At 69.0% G+C, this 14390-nt stretch carries 16 protein-coding genes and 4 pseudogenes; 13 read left to right on the top strand and 7 right to left on the bottom strand.

Annotated features, from left to right (window positions below; all coding sequences use genetic code 11):
• Positions 1-88: 88 nt before the first annotated feature.
• The 3 genes from AC5P09_RS14310 to AC5P09_RS14300 all read left to right on the top strand — a co-directional run bounded on the left by AC5P09_RS14310 (position 89) and on the right by AC5P09_RS14300 (position 3047).
• A complete protein-coding gene (locus AC5P09_RS14310) occupies positions 89-412 on the top strand; it encodes a low temperature requirement protein A (protein ID WP_493874247.1) in 324 nt (107 codons plus the stop codon).
• Between the two features lie 347 nt (positions 413-759).
• Positions 760-1524 carry an aminoglycoside adenylyltransferase family protein gene (locus tag AC5P09_RS14305; RefSeq protein ID WP_493874246.1) on the top strand — a complete coding sequence of 255 codons (765 nt, stop codon included), beginning with the start codon at positions 760-762 and terminating at the stop codon, positions 1522-1524.
• 290 nt (positions 1525-1814) lie between these two features.
• Entirely contained in the window at positions 1815-3047 is a 1233-nt protein-coding gene (locus AC5P09_RS14300; RefSeq protein ID WP_493874245.1) for an MFS transporter, read from the top strand.
• Positions 3048-3278: 231 nt separating this feature from the next.
• Here the strand turns inward: AC5P09_RS14300 and AC5P09_RS14295 are convergent, their stop codons facing one another.
• The 5 genes and pseudogenes from AC5P09_RS14295 to AC5P09_RS14275 form a co-directional block, all read right to left on the bottom strand.
• Positions 3279-4196 carry an NADP-dependent oxidoreductase gene (locus tag AC5P09_RS14295; protein ID WP_493874244.1) on the bottom strand — a complete coding sequence of 306 codons (918 nt, stop codon included), beginning with the start codon at positions 4194-4196 and terminating at the stop codon, positions 3279-3281.
• A 71-nt stretch (positions 4197-4267) separates the two neighbouring features.
• A complete protein-coding gene (locus AC5P09_RS14290; protein WP_493874243.1) occupies positions 4268-4678 on the bottom strand; it encodes a (4Fe-4S)-binding protein in 411 nt (136 codons plus the stop codon).
• A 39-nt stretch (positions 4679-4717) separates the two neighbouring features.
• Positions 4718-5026, bottom strand: a complete 309-nt coding sequence (locus tag AC5P09_RS14285) for a GNAT family N-acetyltransferase (RefSeq protein WP_493874242.1) — start codon at positions 5024-5026, stop codon at positions 4718-4720.
• A 138-nt stretch (positions 5027-5164) separates the two neighbouring features.
• Positions 5165-5796 (bottom strand): annotated as a pseudogene (locus AC5P09_RS14280) (FMN reductase).
• Between the two features lie 47 nt (positions 5797-5843).
• Positions 5844-6005 (bottom strand): annotated as a pseudogene (locus tag AC5P09_RS14275) (5,10-methylene tetrahydromethanopterin reductase); the annotation flags it as partial.
• Positions 6006-6099: 94 nt separating this feature from the next.
• On the opposite strand from AC5P09_RS14275, the gene AC5P09_RS14270 reads away from it, so the two are divergent.
• The 4 genes and pseudogenes from AC5P09_RS14270 to AC5P09_RS14255 all read left to right on the top strand — a co-directional run bounded on the left by AC5P09_RS14270 (position 6100) and on the right by AC5P09_RS14255 (position 7890).
• Positions 6100-6405 carry a GNAT family N-acetyltransferase gene (locus AC5P09_RS14270; RefSeq protein ID WP_493874241.1) on the top strand — a complete coding sequence of 102 codons (306 nt, stop codon included), beginning with the start codon at positions 6100-6102 and terminating at the stop codon, positions 6403-6405.
• Positions 6406-6422: 17 nt separating this feature from the next.
• Positions 6423-6698: pseudogene (locus AC5P09_RS14265) on the top strand (OsmC family protein); the annotation flags it as partial.
• Between the two features lie 52 nt (positions 6699-6750).
• Complete coding sequence (locus AC5P09_RS14260) at positions 6751-6906, top strand: hypothetical protein (protein WP_493874401.1); 156 nt, start codon at positions 6751-6753, stop codon at positions 6904-6906.
• Between the two features lie 18 nt (positions 6907-6924).
• The gene (locus tag AC5P09_RS14255) at positions 6925-7890 is read left to right on the top strand and encodes a pirin family protein (RefSeq protein WP_493874240.1); all 966 of its coding nucleotides are present in this window, start codon (positions 6925-6927) and stop codon (positions 7888-7890) included.
• Positions 7891-8234: 344 nt separating this feature from the next.
• Here AC5P09_RS14255 and AC5P09_RS14250 read toward each other — a convergent pair whose 3' ends face one another.
• The gene (locus AC5P09_RS14250) at positions 8235-8690 is read right to left on the bottom strand and encodes a MarR family winged helix-turn-helix transcriptional regulator (RefSeq protein ID WP_493874239.1); all 456 of its coding nucleotides are present in this window, start codon (positions 8688-8690) and stop codon (positions 8235-8237) included.
• Between the two features lie 124 nt (positions 8691-8814).
• On the opposite strand from AC5P09_RS14250, the gene AC5P09_RS14245 reads away from it, so the two are divergent.
• The 5 genes from AC5P09_RS14245 to ykgO all read left to right on the top strand — a co-directional run bounded on the left by AC5P09_RS14245 (position 8815) and on the right by ykgO (position 12875).
• A complete protein-coding gene (locus AC5P09_RS14245; RefSeq protein ID WP_493874238.1) occupies positions 8815-10014 on the top strand; it encodes an NmrA/HSCARG family protein in 1200 nt (399 codons plus the stop codon).
• Between the two features lie 87 nt (positions 10015-10101).
• On the top strand, positions 10102-11841 hold the full coding sequence (locus AC5P09_RS14240) for a pyruvate dehydrogenase (protein WP_493874237.1): 1740 nt from the start codon (positions 10102-10104) through the stop codon (positions 11839-11841).
• Positions 11842-12247: 406 nt separating this feature from the next.
• Positions 12248-12412, top strand: a complete 165-nt coding sequence (rpmG, locus tag AC5P09_RS14235; RefSeq protein ID WP_266451929.1) for a 50S ribosomal protein L33 — start codon at positions 12248-12250, stop codon at positions 12410-12412.
• A gap of 42 nt (positions 12413-12454) precedes the next feature.
• Positions 12455-12715, top strand: a complete 261-nt coding sequence (locus tag AC5P09_RS14230; protein ID WP_493874236.1) for a type B 50S ribosomal protein L31 — start codon at positions 12455-12457, stop codon at positions 12713-12715.
• Positions 12716-12752: 37 nt separating this feature from the next.
• Positions 12753-12875, top strand: coding sequence for a type B 50S ribosomal protein L36 (gene ykgO, locus AC5P09_RS14225; protein WP_266451931.1), 123 nt, complete (start codon positions 12753-12755; stop codon positions 12873-12875).
• A 216-nt stretch (positions 12876-13091) separates the two neighbouring features.
• Here the strand turns inward: ykgO and AC5P09_RS14220 are convergent.
• Positions 13092-13223, bottom strand: a pseudogene (locus AC5P09_RS14220) (alpha/beta fold hydrolase); the annotation flags it as partial.
• An 85-nt stretch (positions 13224-13308) separates the two neighbouring features.
• Here AC5P09_RS14220 and AC5P09_RS14215 point away from each other — a divergent pair.
• The gene (locus AC5P09_RS14215; protein ID WP_493874235.1) at positions 13309-14370 is read left to right on the top strand and encodes a right-handed parallel beta-helix repeat-containing protein; all 1062 of its coding nucleotides are present in this window, start codon (positions 13309-13311) and stop codon (positions 14368-14370) included.
• Positions 14371-14390: the final 20 nt, after the last annotated feature.

Genomic DNA, 14390 nt, shown 5'->3' with positions numbered 1-14390 from the left:
GGACAGCACAGTCATGAGCACAGAAGGACGGAGCGAGACCTCTCGCGTTCGCAGACGGTTGTGGAGCTCGGAGAGCACGCGGGGCCGGGTGACTCCGACCGAGCTGTTCTTCGATCTGGTGTTCGTCTTCGTCGTCACCCAGGTCACCCACTCGGTGGAGTCCCACCCCGGATGGGAAGGCCTCCTCAAGGGACTTCTCCCGATGGTCGTCGTCTGGTGGATGTGCAGCGGGTTCGGCTGGCTGACCAACGCCGTGCGGCCCGACGCGGTGCTCGAGCGTCTGCTGCTGATACTGGCCATGACGGGCTTCTTCACCATGGGCCTTGACGTGCCGTACGCCTTCGACCCCGGGGGCTGGGCATTCCCCTTGGCCTGCCTGGCCGTGGTCGTCATCCACGGGCTGGTTATCTGACGACTGACGAGGCCATTCTGCGAAACATGCCGTTCAACGCTGCGGCCGGCGTCCTCCAACGGACGCAGCCCAGATCCCGTACATCTACACCGCCTAGCCCGCGTCAGCCTCGCAGGACGCCCTGAACCTGCTGGGCCGCGACCAACGACATCGAGCGGTCCGCGCCGTCCAATGACTCCGACTCGGCCGAGACACCCGACTGATCGACGAGCAACGCGTGACGATCCGCACAGCGCGCCGGCCTGGTCAATCCGGACTCGCCGCTGTCCTGGAAGGGCGGTGCCGTGTCGCGCGCTGTCTCGGATATGCAGGTGCGGCCGCACGAGCCGGGGTGCCACGCTGGTGCGATGGACCAGTTGCGGAAGATCGTGGACCTGGTCGGCCGAGTGCTGGGGCCCGAGGTCATCGGAACGTATCTCCACGGGTCTTGCGTGCTTGGGGGTCTCAAACCGGCCAGCGACGTGGACATCCTTGTCGTCTCTCGGCGGCGCATGAACGGTCGGGAACGGCAGGCGCTGCTCGACGGGCTGCTGAAGATCTCCGGTTCCGGTGCGCCTGACACAGCCCGCCCGGTCGAGCTCATTGTTGTCGTCCAGTCCGAAGTCCGCCCATGGCGGTTCCCGCCGAACGGTGACTTTCTCTACGGCGAGTGGCTGCGCGACGAGTTCGAGGCAGGCGGGCCGCCTCTGCCGGGGCCGATGCCGGATCTGGCCCTGCTGATATCGATGGTGCTCTCCGGTAACCACGCCGTCAGCGGCCCGCCGCCGGTGCGGGTTCTGGATCGCGTCCCCCATGCGGATCTGATCCGGGCCAGTGTGTCGGGCATCCCTGGCCTGCTCGACGACTTGGAGAGCGATACCCGCAACGTCGTCCTGACCCTGGCGCGCATCTGGACCACGCTCGCCACCGGTGAGATCAGGCCCAAGGACGCCGCGGCCGACTGGGCCCTCGTCCGGCTCCCTCCGGATCAGCGCCCTGTCCTGGAACACGCCAGAAAGCTGTACCTCAACTGCCGTTATTCCGAGGAGAACTGGAGCCGGGAACTGAAGGCGCGCGTACGTCCCTACACAGACACGGTGCTCACCGAGATCCGTCGGCTGGCGCCTGCATGAGGCGTGCATCCGCCTGGCGTGCGCCCTCAGTCGTACCGCTTCACCCGGCTGCTTCTGACACAGCGTCAACGCTTCCACTGCCACGTGCGGTGCCTTGGATGTGCGCTGGGAGGCGTTTCCGGCAGATCCCGGTGACCCACAGCAGGATTGGAGGGCTGCCCAGTGCGTACGAGCAGCGCCCGGCAGCAGGAAGCCCGCGGCGCAGCCGCGCCGAGTGATACGGGCCGGGCGGTCGGCATCCCATCCCCGGACGGACGCCGAGTGGCGGCGTTCGCCGCACCCGGCAAGCCGTGAGGTGGCCGCGAGCCCGCGACGGCGCCGCCTGGGCGATACCGATGGCCCTGGTCATCGACGCCGTCGGCACCGGGCTCTATCTCCCGCTGTCCATGGTCTACTTCCTCGCCGTCACCGACCTGTCGGAGAGCGGCGTCGGCCTGCTGCTAACCGCTGCCACCGCCTGCTCGCTCCTGCTGCCGCTGCTCGTCGGACGGATCGTCGACCGCATCGGCCCGCGGTCGGTGGTGATCGCGGGGTTGTCGTTGCAGGCCGCCGGGTTCTTCCTGTACCTGGGGGTGGCCGGTCCGGTGTCGCTGTTCCTCGCGGCGCTGGTCGAGGCGGTGGGGCTGCGGGTGTACTGGTCGTCGGTCTTCGCGCTGATCTCCGAGCAGGCGGACGGAGAGGCCAGGGACCAGTGGTTCGCCCGGGCGGGCATGATCCGGGCGGCCGGCACCGGCGCCGGCACGGTGCTCGCGGGCGTGCTGCTCGCGCTCGCCTCGCAGCACGCGTACCGGGGCATGGTGCTGGCGGATGCGATCTCCTTCGTCGTCGCGGCGGTGACCGTCGGGCTGTTCGTACGCGGTGCACGGCGGCCGGCCGGCGGACCTGACGGTCAACCTTCGGAGGGAGTACGGCACTTGCTGCGCAACCGGCCGTATCTGGGGCTGATCGGCGTGAACGTCCTGTTCAACATCTGCACGGTCTTCCTCGCCGTGGGCGTACCGGTCTACGTGATCCGCGGGCTCCGCGCGCCGGACTGGGCGGTCAGTGCCTTCCTCACGATCACCACGGTGGTCGTGGCCACCTGTACGGGCGAGGCCACCCGCCGCTCCCGACGGCGCACTTCCCGCGGCGGCGCGATGGCCTGGGGCGGCCGGCTGTGGGCGGCCTGGTGCGTGGCCGCCGCCATGGCGGTACTGCTGCCGCGGGGGCCGCTGCTGGTCGGCTACCTGGCGCTGGTGATGCTGCTGTGGGCGACGGCGGAGATGCTGCACGGGCCGGCCTCGAACGCGCTCTCCGCGGAGGCGGCGCCTCCGGGGGTGCGAGGGACCTATCTGGCGGCCTTCCAGTACTCGTTCGCGATGGCGGACATGGTGACGCCCGGCCTGTTCGGCGTCCTGTACGGCGTGAACCGGGTGCTGCCGTGGGGGGTCGTCGGCTGCCTGGCGCTGACGGCGAGCGTGGCGATCCGACCTCTGGAGCGGCGCCTGGCGGTCGGCGGTGCGGCGGGAGGTTCCAGCGCCTGACAGGTGACGGGGCGCGGGAGGCGCCTGATCGGCGGCTGACGAGTGCCGGGCGCGGGAGGAACGCGGCGCGGATCACGGCCCTTCAGCTGAGGCGGCGAGCGCGGCGTGAGGCGAGCCGGCCGCCGCCTCATCAGCATGGTCATGGCCCACTGCGCCCGGGCCTGGTGCTCCTCGGGTAACTGCTGTGGACCTGTTCTTCCGGGAAGGGGGATGCTGGGGCGAGAGCGATGGCTACGGCAGCAGGACGATCTTGCCGCCGACGTGCCCCGTACGGCTCAGGTCGAGTGCGGCGGCTGCCTCCGCGAGGGGGAAGGTGCGCCAGATCGGGACGTGCAGCCGTCCTTCCTCGATAAGGGCGAGGATGTCGTGCAGCGCCCTGATGCCGTTGCCGCTCGGGCCGTCCGTGTGGACCTGGATGCCCAGGTGGCCGGTGTCGAAGGCCAGGAGGGTGAGGACGCGCTCGGGGCCTCCCGCGAGTTCGATCGACAACGGTATCTCGCCGCGGCCGGAGGCGTCGAGTACGGCGTCGACTCCCTCGGGGGCGATCGCCCGTACCCGGTCGGCGAGTCCCTCGCCGTGGGCGACGGGGATCACGCCGAGCGAGCGCAGCCGTTCGTGGTTGTCCTGGCTCGCGGTGCCGATCACGCGCACGCCACGGGCCACGGCGAGCTGGGCGGCGAACGCGCCCACGCCACCGGATGCGGCATGGATCAGCAGGGTCTCGCCCTGGGTGACCTTGAGGCGGTCGAGGACCGTCCACGCGGTTCCGCCCGAACCCGCAAGAGTTCCGGCGACGTCCCAGGCAATGGTGGCCGGCTTGGTGACCAGCGCGGCGGCGTCGGCGACCGTGGTCTGGGCATAGGCCGGGGTGCGCGAAGTCCCGAGAACCTCGTCGCCGACGGCGAAAGCGGTCACTCCCTCCCCGACCTGGTCCACCACACCGGCCACGTCGGAGCCGAGACCCGCCGGGAGATCGAGAGGCAGCATCTGGCTCATGAACCCGTGCATGACCTTCCAGTCGAACGGATTGACGCCCGCCGCCCGTACCGCGAGCCGCACCTGCCCGGGGCCCGGGGCGGGCGCCGGAACGTCCACGATGCGCAGCACTTCGCTGGTGCCGTACTCGGAGAACTGCACTGCAAGGGACATTCTGTTCAGCTCCTCATTCATGCCGGGGCAACGGTTCAGGGAAGCGGGTGGGGCGGCGGTCGCCGCCGGTGTCACTGGCCGCAGGGGCCGGAGTGGTCGCAGTACGGCTGCAGTTGACTCTTCCCGCAGCCGCACAGCACGGCCCTGGTCTCGGTGTGCGTCCCCTCCCGCGTGTCCAGCGACATCTCGCCGCGCACAAGCAGCTGTCCGGCAGGGGTCCGGGTGATGTGGGTGGGCCGGTCCGGAGTCTCTCTCCCGCCGTCCGCCAGTTCGTACTGCAGCGCTCCCGAGGGGCAGCGGCGCACCACTTCGGCCAGTTGGTCTCCGGAGGCGGCCTCGGGCTGAATCCATGGACGCCTGCTCGCGTCGAAGACCTCGGGCAGGCCGTTGAGGCACTCGGCGGCGTGGAGACAGCGCCTCGCCTCGAAGGTCACGGTGATCTCCGGCGCCGTGTAGGCCTTCACCTGGGCTTTGCCGCTCATACCGGTCTTCCTCACTACGTCTTAGGCCGGTCGGCCGATTCAGTCGCTGACCTTGCTCCGGGCCTGGTACAGCAGGTCGGCGTACTCGGGGTGGCCGCCGATCCAGGCTGCGTAGAAGGGGCAGGTGGCCAGCACTCTCAGCCCCGCGGCGCGTGCCTCGTCGAGGGAGGTCCGAGCCAGGGCGGAACCGACCCCCCTGCCCTCGAACCTCGGATCGACCTCCGTGTGCAGGAACGCGATCAGTTCCGGTGTACGGATGTACTGCGAGAAGCCCGCGACCTCGGACCACCCGTCCACCGTGGCCTCGTAGCGGCGCGCTTCGGGTACGTCGATGACCTTGACCGTCACTTGTCCTCCTTGGGAATCCGACGACTGGAGGCTATCGCCGTCCCAGCGCTCGGCTGCGAGTTTGCGATCACGGAGTTGGTTGATCGGAGATGGTTGATGCATCCACAACATATCCAAGCCAGGTTGATGCGTCAACCTTTAGGGGAGTGTCGAGGTCGACGCGGCCAGCTGCTGCGCGAACGGAGCAACGCCGTCCGTGGTCCGTAGCGCACGTCGGATGCCCGCCCATCAGCACGGCCAGTTCCCCGGCGGCACGGCTGATTCGGGAGGCGAGGCCGTCGGTGCGCTCGTCACCAGCCGAATCCCAGTCCTCGGCGGCCGCGTACACCGCGGTGGGCACGACGACCGCACGCAGATAGCTGAACAGTGGGCGCAGGGCGTGCTCCAGGGCGAGCGAGTGCCTGGCGGTGCCGCCGGTGGCTGCGATGAGTACGGGCCTTGCGAGGAGAGCGGTGTTGTCGATGACGTCGAAGAACGACTTGAACAGCCCGCTGTAGGTAGCGCTGAAGACGGGTGTCACCGCGATGACTCCGTCCGCTTCTGCGACCGCCTCCAGCACCTCGCCCAGGGCCGGACCGGGGAAGCCGGTCACCATGTTGTGGGCGATGTCGGAGGCCAGGTCACGCAGCTCGACCACGCGGACGTCCACCGGGGTGTTCCGCGTCCTCCAGCCTCTGCCGGGTGGCCTCGGTGAGGCGGTCGGCCGGCAGCCGGGTGGACGAGGGCGGGCCCGGACCCGCCGAGACGACCACAAGCTTCAGGGCGTTCATGGTTTCCTTCCGTTCCTCTTTGCAGCCCTTGGGATCTTCCGCATGCTTCAGGCCGCCGAGCCCGCGGATTCGGCCTCGGCCTCGCGCGCGGCGAGCAGTGCGGCATGGGTGGGGCCGGCGGGCATGTTCGCGGGGCGGTTCTTGGCGAACTCCTTGTGCAGGACGGGGACCACCTCTTCGTCGAGCGGGTCGAGCTGTTCCAGCACGCTCGTTGACTTATCAACTATGCTGGGGGGCGTGCTCGTTCCCCGGGCCCTTGGCCCAACAGGCGATGACATCTGTGACGGCAACTGAGGAGGAGCTATGGAATCCCTGGTGACGGACAACCCGGACCGGTCGCGTTTCGAAATCCATGAGGCGGAGGAGCTCGCCGGCTTCGCCGAATACCACCGGTTCAAGGACGAGATCGCCTTCATTCACACCGAGGTCGCCCCCCGTTTCGAGGGCCGCGGCCTGGCGAGCAGACTCGCTCGCGCGGCCCTGGACTCGGCCAGGGAGCAAGGGCTCGCCGTGCTCCCGTACTGCCCCTACATCCGCGGCTGGATCTCCAAGCACCCCGAGTACGTCGACCTGGTGCCCGAGGCGCAGCGCGCCCGGTTCGGACTGTGAACCGGGTGGTTCCGGAGATGGAGGAAACGCCCACGGCGGCATCGGCCACTTCTTACGTGCGGGCTGCCGCGGCGGTGGTCACCAGCAGCGGTGCCGACTACCGGGTGGACATCCGGGCCGGCCGGCACCTGATCGCCGCCGACGAGCCCGTCTCGGTCGGCGGAGGCGACACCGCGCCGTCCCCCGTGGGCCTGTTGCTGTCGGCGCTCGGCTCCTGTACGGCCATCACCCTGCGCATGTACGCCCAGCGCAAGAGCTGGCCCCTGGACGGTGTCCGCGTCCACCTGGCCTACGAAAAGGGACCGGGGAAGGCGGTCCGGATCACCCGGCGCATCGACCTGCTGGGTGCTCTCGACGAGGCGCAAGTGTGCGCGCCTCCTGGAGATCGCCGAGCGAAGCCCGGTCACCCGCGCCGTGCGCGGCGGCACTCCGCTCGTCTCCCTCGGCGCCCGCCACCAGCCGCCTCGGCACCATCCCGACACTCCCGCCAACGCCCACTGACGAAAGGGGCCACCGCCCATGAGCAATCTCGACCTCCATCCCCCTGCCCGCCTCTGCGGCGGGCGATCCGACGTCTCCGCGCGCCCGGTCAGAGAACTCCTGAGTCCTCGGGAGGCCAATCTCGGCGGCTCCACCGTGGTCCGCAGACTGCTGCCCAACCTCGGGCGCAGGATGGTGGGCGCCTGGTGCTTCGTGGACCACTACGGCCCTGATGACATCGCCGACGAGCCCGGCATGCGGGTCCCGCCGCACCCGCACACCGGTCTGCAGACGGTCAGTTGGCTGCATGCCGGCGAAGTGCTGCACCGCGACAGCATCGGCAGTGAGTCAACGATCCGCGCGCGCGAACTCGGCCTGATGACGGCGGGCCGTGCCATCGCCCACGCCGAGCAGAGCACCCAGCATCACCCCCGATTCCTGCACGGTGCCCAGCTGTGGGTCGCCCTCCCCGACACCCACCGCAGCGTCACTCCCGCCTTCGAACACCATGCCGACCTGCCGCTCGTCACGGCTCCCGGCCTCACCGCCACCGTCATCCTGGGCGAGTTGGACAACGCGGTCTCGCCGGGCACGACGTACTCGCCACTGGTCGGAGCCGACCTCGCACTCGCCGAGGGCGCGGACGTACGACTGCCGGTCGACCCCGACTTCGAGTACGCCGTCCTGACGATGTCGGGAGCCACCGAGGTCGACGGGGTGCGCCTGGACCCGGGATCCATGCTCTACCTCGGCTGCGGACGGACCGAACTTCCCCTGCGCGCCCTCAGCGACAGCGGACTGCTGCTGCTTGGGGGCGAACCCTTCGAGGAGAAGATGGTGATGTGGTGGAACTTCGTCGGGCGTTCCCAGGAAGACATCGCACAGGCTCGTTCGGAGTGGATGACCGGTACCCGCTTCGGCGAGGTGAAGGGATACGACGGGGCACCACTGCCCGCTCCCGAACTGCCGCCGGTGCCACTGAAAGCACGGGGAAGGGTCCGCTGACCTGGGTGAACGACCCGGGGCGGCGCTAAAGAGGCTCCAGTACTGCTGCCCGACCACCGCCACAGCACTCCGGACGCGGGTATCCGCGCGCACTTCACGGCCGTGCCGGATCGCGTGCTCAGCGGTGGCGGCCAGGTCGGCGGTGCGGATCAGGCCGACGTCCTGTCCGACGGGTGGCGGGGGCCACGTCCGCATGGATGCGTGGTCTCCAGGAGACGATCGTGACCCGTGACGCGTGTGGGCGGTGCCGCTCGCGTACTGCTCAATGCGGCCGGACCGGCCCGGGGTAGCGGTCCTCGACGAGAGGGGCGAAGAGCGGGAGTGTCGGACGGCGTCGTCCGTGCTCATTGTTCGGAGTCGGGCAGGTCCGCTCCGAGCCGGCGGCCGATGCGGCAAGGGTCGTCCGCCGACGCGTTCACCCTGGCGATCACGGCTTCGCATATCGCGCCGAACGCGGTGTGTTCCGGTGTCATCGTGTCGATGAACCACTCGCGTACGTGCGCCACATGGCATGGCGCGGCTGCCTCTGTCGCGGAGCGTCCGGCGTCGGTCAACACGATGTCGGAGTACCTGCTGTCCTCCGGGCACTCCTGGCGGCGCAGCAGTCCGCGCTGTTCCATGCGGCGGAGATGGTGTGAGAGGCGGCTCTTCTCCCAGCCGGTTTCCTCGCAGAGGGTGACAGCCCTGGCGCGTGCCCCTGGTGCTTCGGAGAGCGCCACCAGGACCGAGTAGTCCGCGGAGGACAGCTCGCTGTCCTTCTGCAGGTGCGCGTTCAGGCGCCCGGCCAGCGCGGTTTGCATGGCAATGAAACGCCGCCATGCCTGCCTGAAAAGGTTGACGCATCATCCATCGCGGAGTTAGGTTCTGGTTGACGCATGAACCTAACGTCTGTCAACCCAACGTCTCTTGGCAGGGGAGTCAGTCATGAACGACAAGAGGGTCATCGCGGTCACCGGGGCGACAGGCGGTCAGGGCGGGGGTGCGGCGGGGGCGATCCTCGCCGATCCGGATGCGGGCTTCGCGGTGCGCGCGCTCACCAGGAATCCCGACTCGCCGGCCGCCAGGGAACTCGCCGCGCTGGGCGCCGAGGTCGTGCGGGCGGACTTCCACGACGAGCCCAGCGTGCACAAGGCGTTCGAGGGTGCCTACGGCGCTTTCCTGGTCACCAACTTCTGGGCGCACGCCTCGGCGGCCAAGGAGACGGAGGAGATCAACGTCCTGGTGCGGGCCGCCAAGACGGCAGGCCTCAAGCACGTGGTCCGGTCGACGCTGGAGGACACCCGCGAACTGCTGCCGCTGGACGACCAGCGGATGCCCGTACTCCAGGACAAGTGCAACGTGCCGCACTTCGACGCCAAGGGCGAAGCCAACGTACTCTTCCGCCAGGCCGGCGTCCCCACCACCTTCCTCAACACCACCTTCTTCTTCCAGGGCTTCCTGACCCAGGTGGGGCCCCAGCGCGGTGAGGACGGCGTACTGACGCTGCCCCTGCCGCTGGAGGACGGCAAGCTGCTCTCCGGTGTCGACGTCGAGGACATCGGCCGCACCGCTCTCGGCGTCTTCAAGGGTGGTGAGCGGTTCGTCGGCCAGACCATCGGCCTGGCGGGCGACCACCTGACCGGGGCGCAGTACGCCGCGAAGCTCGAAGCCGCGCTCGACGAGCCGGTGCGCTTCCAGTCGGTGCCCTACGACGTCTTCCGCTCCCTCGACGTCCCCGCCGCCGAGGAGCTCGCCAACATGTTCCAGTACTACGGCGACTTCGACCAGGAATTCACCGGCGCCCCGCGATCTGGACAAGGTGCGCGAACTCAACCCGGCGCTCAAGAACTTCGACCACTGGCTGGCCGAGAACGCCACGAAGACCAAGGCGGGCTGAGCGAGTCTCACTCTCCCAGGCGCCGCGGGCGCCGACGAGTCGAAGGGGCCGGCGGGGCGGGGACCGCACAGTGGCAAGTCTGCCCTTCCGCCCCCGAACCTGTCGGGGAGGTCGGCGCCGACCTCGCCTCCAACGGCCCAGGACGGTGGTGTCGGCGGCCGACTCGGGGAAACACGGACACCGGTCCGCGAGGCGGTCGACGCCGGGGGCGTCGGCGGCGCAAGGTGTCTTGGTCACCCCATACGTGAAACCCCTCACTACGACCAACTTCGCCCCGCTTCCACCCCCCAATGGGGTACCCGAACTGTCGACAAACCCGTTCAAGGAGGTCCCTGGTGCGTGCACCGACCGTGGCACAGCAATTGATCGATGTTCTGCGACAAGCAGGGGTGGAACGGATCTACGGCGTCGTCGGCGACAGCCTCAATCCCGTCGTGGATGCGATCCGGCGTACCGACGGCATTGAGTGGATCCATGTGCGCAACGAGGAGGCGGCGGCATTGGCCGCCGCGGCCGAGGCGCAGCTGACCGGGCGGCTCGCGGTGTGCGCGGGCAGTTGCGGCCCGGGCAACACCCACCTGATCCAGGGGCTGTACGACGCGAACCGCTCCGGCGCCCCGGTGCTCGCGATCGCCTCCCACATCCCGTCGAAGCAGATCGGCACCGGGTTCTTCCAGGAGACGCACCCGGAACGGCTGTTCACCGAGTGCAGCCAGTACTGCGAAATGGTGAGCCAGCCGTCGCAGATGCCCCGCATGGTGCGGATCGCCGTACAGCGTGCGCTGGCCGACAACGGGGTGTCGGTGCTCGTCATGCCCGGGGACCTGTCCCACGCGCCCGCCACCAACCCCACCGGATCGAGCAGTTTCGTCACCGCCCGCGGCCGGGTCGTACCGCCGACCGAGCAGGTGCGGGAACTCGCGGCGAAGCTCAACGCGGCCGAGAAGGTGATGTTCTTCTGCGGTGCCGGCGTACGGGACGCGCACGCCGAGGTGATGGAGCTCGCGGGCCGCGTGCACGCGCCCATCGGGCACACGCTGCGCGGCAAGGAGTGGATCCAGTACGACAACCCGTACGACGTCGGCATGAGCGGACTGCTCGGCTACGGCGCCTGCTACGACGCCATGCACGAGGCCGATCTGGTGGTACTCCTCGGCACCGACTTCCCCTACGACGACTTCCTGCCGCAGGCCCGCACCGTACAGATCGACCACGACGCGGGGCGGATCGGGCGGCGGACCGCGCTGGAGCTGGGCGTGCACGGCGACGTGGGCGAGACGCTGCGCGCGGTGCTGCCGCTGGTCGAGGCGAAGCGCGACCGCTCGTACCTGGACCGGACGCTGCGCCACCACGCCAAGTCCCTGGAGACCGTGGTCTCCGCGTACACCCGCAATGTCGAGCACCGCGTGCCGATCCATCCCGAATACCCGGCGTCGATCCTCGACGAACTCGCCGCCGACGACGCGGTGTTCACCGTCGACACCGGCATGTGCAACGTGTGGGCGGCCCGCTACATCACGCCCAACGGCCGCCGCCGCGTGATCGGTTCATTCCTCCACGGCACCATGGCCAACGCACTCCCGCACGCCATCGGTGCCCAGTTCGCCCATCCCGGCCGTCAGGTGATCTCGATGTCGGGAGACGGCGGGCTCGGCATGCTCATGGGCGAGCTGCTCACGGTCAAGCTGCACAAGCTGCCGGTCAAGACGATCGTCTTCAACAACTCCTCCCTCGGCATGGTCAAGCTGGAGATGATGGTCGACGGCCTGCCCGACTACCAGACCGACCACGAGCCGGTGGACTACGCCGCCATCGCCGCGGGGGTCGGAATCCACTCGATCCGCATCGAGAAACCCGGCCTGATCCGCGAAGGCCTGCGGGAGGCGCTGGCGTACGACGGCCCCTGTCTGGTGGATCTGGTCACCGATCCCAACGCACTGTCGATCCCGCCGCACATCTCCGGCGAACAGGTGAAGGGATTCGCCTTCTCGGCGGGGAGGACGGTACTCAACGGAGGCGTGGGCAAGATGCTCGACCTGGCCAGGACCAACCTGCGCAACATTCCGCGGCCCTGAACCCGGCCGCCGCATCTCTGTGCGGGTCTGACCCGCACGCCCGGTGGCGAGAGAGCGCCTTCGAGACCCGCTCAGCTCACGTGGAACGCCGTCGGCCACAGGCGCACCGGAGCATACGGTGCGTCAACTCCCTCTGGCTCCAAGGGATCCGGGCCGTCGATCTCCTCGTTCGCGGCACCGAACAGCAGGCCCGCGCGGAAGGGTTGCGCCACCGCGCGAGCCGCGCAACGACCTTCTGCCAGAGCAGGGCTGCGTCGTCGGCGGCATCGTTCACCACACGCGGGAGACGCCGTGCGGCTGGGGGCGCTTCGCCGGGTCGGGAATGAGGCGGCGGGAGCCGGTGTTACATGGCTCGAAGCTGACATGCACCGATCAATATCGGTGATGTGGGCGAAAGGAGGACCTCATGGCACGCAACACCGCGCGTCCCGTCGTCACGCTGAGGTCGACGGCCGGGACCGGCGTCACCTACGTGACGCGCAAGAACCGCGGCAACGACCCCGACCGGCTCGTCCTGCGCAAGTACGACCCGGTAGCCGGGCAGCACGTCCCCTTCCGGGAGCAACGCTGAACCACACCTCTGCCATCAGGTGACCACAAGGAAGGAAACCCCATGAGGCCTGGTATCCATCCCGACTCCCGGCCGGTCGTCTTCCGCGACCGCGCCGCGGACGCCACATTCCTGACCCTCTCCACGGCGAGCTCGGCTCGGAGGATCGAGTGGGAGGACGGCAACAGCTACCCGCTCATCGACGTCGAGATCTCTTCGGCGAGCCATCCGTTCTACACCGGGGCCTCGCGGGTCGTGGACACCGCCGGCCGGGTGGAGCGCTTCGAGCGCCGCTACGGCCGCCCGGCCGCGGCTCAGCACTGACCGCGGGCTGCCGCGAGAGTAAGAGGAGAGCAGACCCATGAAGGTGCGCAAGTCCCTGCGCTCACTGAAGTCCAAACCGGGGGCCCAGGTGGTCCGCCGGCGGGGCGTGGTCTTCGTCATCAACAAGAAGGACCCGCGCTTCAAGGCCCGCCAGGGCTGACGGCGCCCCGTTGAGCCGTCCGGCCTGGCCCTGCGCGCGGGGTCGGGCCGGCCGCGCAGTTGCCCAGCTTCGCCGGTCACCTGAGTGGCGCTTCACGGTCCAAGAGGGTGCCTCACGGGGGAGCGCGCCCCATGCCGGGGATGTCGACAGGCGTCGGCGCGGGCAAACTCGGCGTCGAAGGAAAGCTGATCGCCGCCCAGTAGCCGCCAGTTCTCGACTGAGTGCGCTGGTGCCGATCAGGGTCCCGCTGAGCAACGGGTCGGGACGGTCGGCGATGAGGAGTTGCGGCCGCTGGTCGTACGCCCAGGTGGAGCGGCCGGTGTCGCGGTGGTCGTAGCGGATCACGCGACCTGTGTTGACGTCACGCGCATGACACGCCACCGGATGGACTATCCGACCTGTTTACAGACCTTTAGGTCATACCGTGCGGAATATGACGAAATGCCATATCGCCTTCCTGGCGTGTACCGCAGCGCTGATCGGGACGGGGCTTGGGGCCGCCCCGCCGGTTGTTGCCGACCACAGGACCCACGTGGTCTTTCCGGGGGAGTCGATCCAGAAAGTGGTGGACGCCGCCGAATCGGGAGACACCGTTCTCCTGACCCCCGGCACGTACCGCGAGAGTGTCCGGGTGAGTACGTCCGGGCTCACCCTGCGCGGCACGGGCCGCAGCACTGTCATCGCACCGGGCACGAAGAAGGCCACCAACCGCTGTGCCGAGGACGGCAACGGCATCTGCGTGGTCGGGACGAAGGACCGTAACGTCGAGGGCGTCACCGTCGCTTCCCTGACCGTGACCGGCTTTGCCAAGTCCGGAGTGTTCGCCCTGGCGACCGACGGGCTGACCGTGCGGAACGTGACCGCGGTGAAGAACGGCGTGTGGGGCATCGCCCAGGAGCGTTCGGTCCGCGGTGTGTTCCGGAAGAACGTTGCCTGGGACAACGGCGACGCCGGCCTGTTCCTCGCCAACGCCATCAAGGCCGAGGAAGGCGCCGCGGACACCGAAGGAACGGTGGTCGCACGCAACCGCCTGGAGGGCAACCGGATCGGCATCACCGTCCGGCGCCTGCGGAACCTCACCGTCGCGGACAACCTCATGACCGGAAACTGCGCGGGCGTCTTCGTCGTGGGTGACGAGAACAAGCCGAGGGCCGGCGCCCTGACCGTGCGCGACAACCTCGTCGAGCGGAACAACAAGTCCTGCCCGAAGACCGAACGGCTGGAGGCCCTGCAGGGCTCCGGCATCGTCCTGACCGGCACCGAGGACACCCTGGTGACGGGGAACCGGGTCACGGACAACGCCGGTAAATCCTCGATGTCGGGCGGCATCGTCCTGGTCAAGAGCTTCGTGGGGACCCCCGGCGAGCGGAACCGGATCACCGGCAACCAGCTGAGCGGCAACGCCCCGGCGGACCTCGTCAACGCGGACACCGGCAAGAGCAACACCTTCGAAGGCAACTCCTGCGGGGCGTCCAAGCCCGCCGGACTGTGCTGACCGGCCGTGGTCGCTCATGA

It is taken from the genome of Streptomyces sp. a15 (assembly GCF_059026085.1).
Note: the sequence above shows the minus strand (reverse complement) of the source record. Positions and strands in the feature narration are given on the sequence as shown.

Bases quoted from the DNA above. Each gene is read 5' to 3' on its own strand.
- AC5P09_RS14295 (WP_493874244.1), bottom strand. From the start codon at position 4,196: ATGTCCCTTGCAGTGCAGTTCTCCGAGTACGGCACCAGCGAAGTGCTG.
- AC5P09_RS14215 (WP_493874235.1), top strand. From the start codon at position 13,309: ATGACGAAATGCCATATCGCCTTCCTGGCGTGTACCGCAGCGCTGATC.
- AC5P09_RS14290 (WP_493874243.1), bottom strand. From the start codon at position 4,678: ATGAGCGGCAAAGCCCAGGTGAAGGCCTACACGGCGCCGGAGATCACC.
- rpmG (WP_266451929.1), top strand. From the start codon at position 12,248: ATGGCACGCAACACCGCGCGTCCCGTCGTCACGCTGAGGTCGACGGCC.
- AC5P09_RS14270 (WP_493874241.1), top strand. From the start codon at position 6,100: ATGGAATCCCTGGTGACGGACAACCCGGACCGGTCGCGTTTCGAAATC.
- AC5P09_RS14245 (WP_493874238.1), top strand. From the start codon at position 8,815: ATGAACGACAAGAGGGTCATCGCGGTCACCGGGGCGACAGGCGGTCAG.
- ykgO (WP_266451931.1), top strand. From the start codon at position 12,753: ATGAAGGTGCGCAAGTCCCTGCGCTCACTGAAGTCCAAACCGGGGGCC.
- AC5P09_RS14250 (WP_493874239.1), bottom strand. From the start codon at position 8,690: ATGCAAACCGCGCTGGCCGGGCGCCTGAACGCGCACCTGCAGAAGGAC.
- AC5P09_RS14305 (WP_493874246.1), top strand. From the start codon at position 760: ATGGACCAGTTGCGGAAGATCGTGGACCTGGTCGGCCGAGTGCTGGGG.
- AC5P09_RS14255 (WP_493874240.1), top strand. From the start codon at position 6,925: ATGAGCAATCTCGACCTCCATCCCCCTGCCCGCCTCTGCGGCGGGCGA.
- AC5P09_RS14230 (WP_493874236.1), top strand. From the start codon at position 12,455: ATGAGGCCTGGTATCCATCCCGACTCCCGGCCGGTCGTCTTCCGCGAC.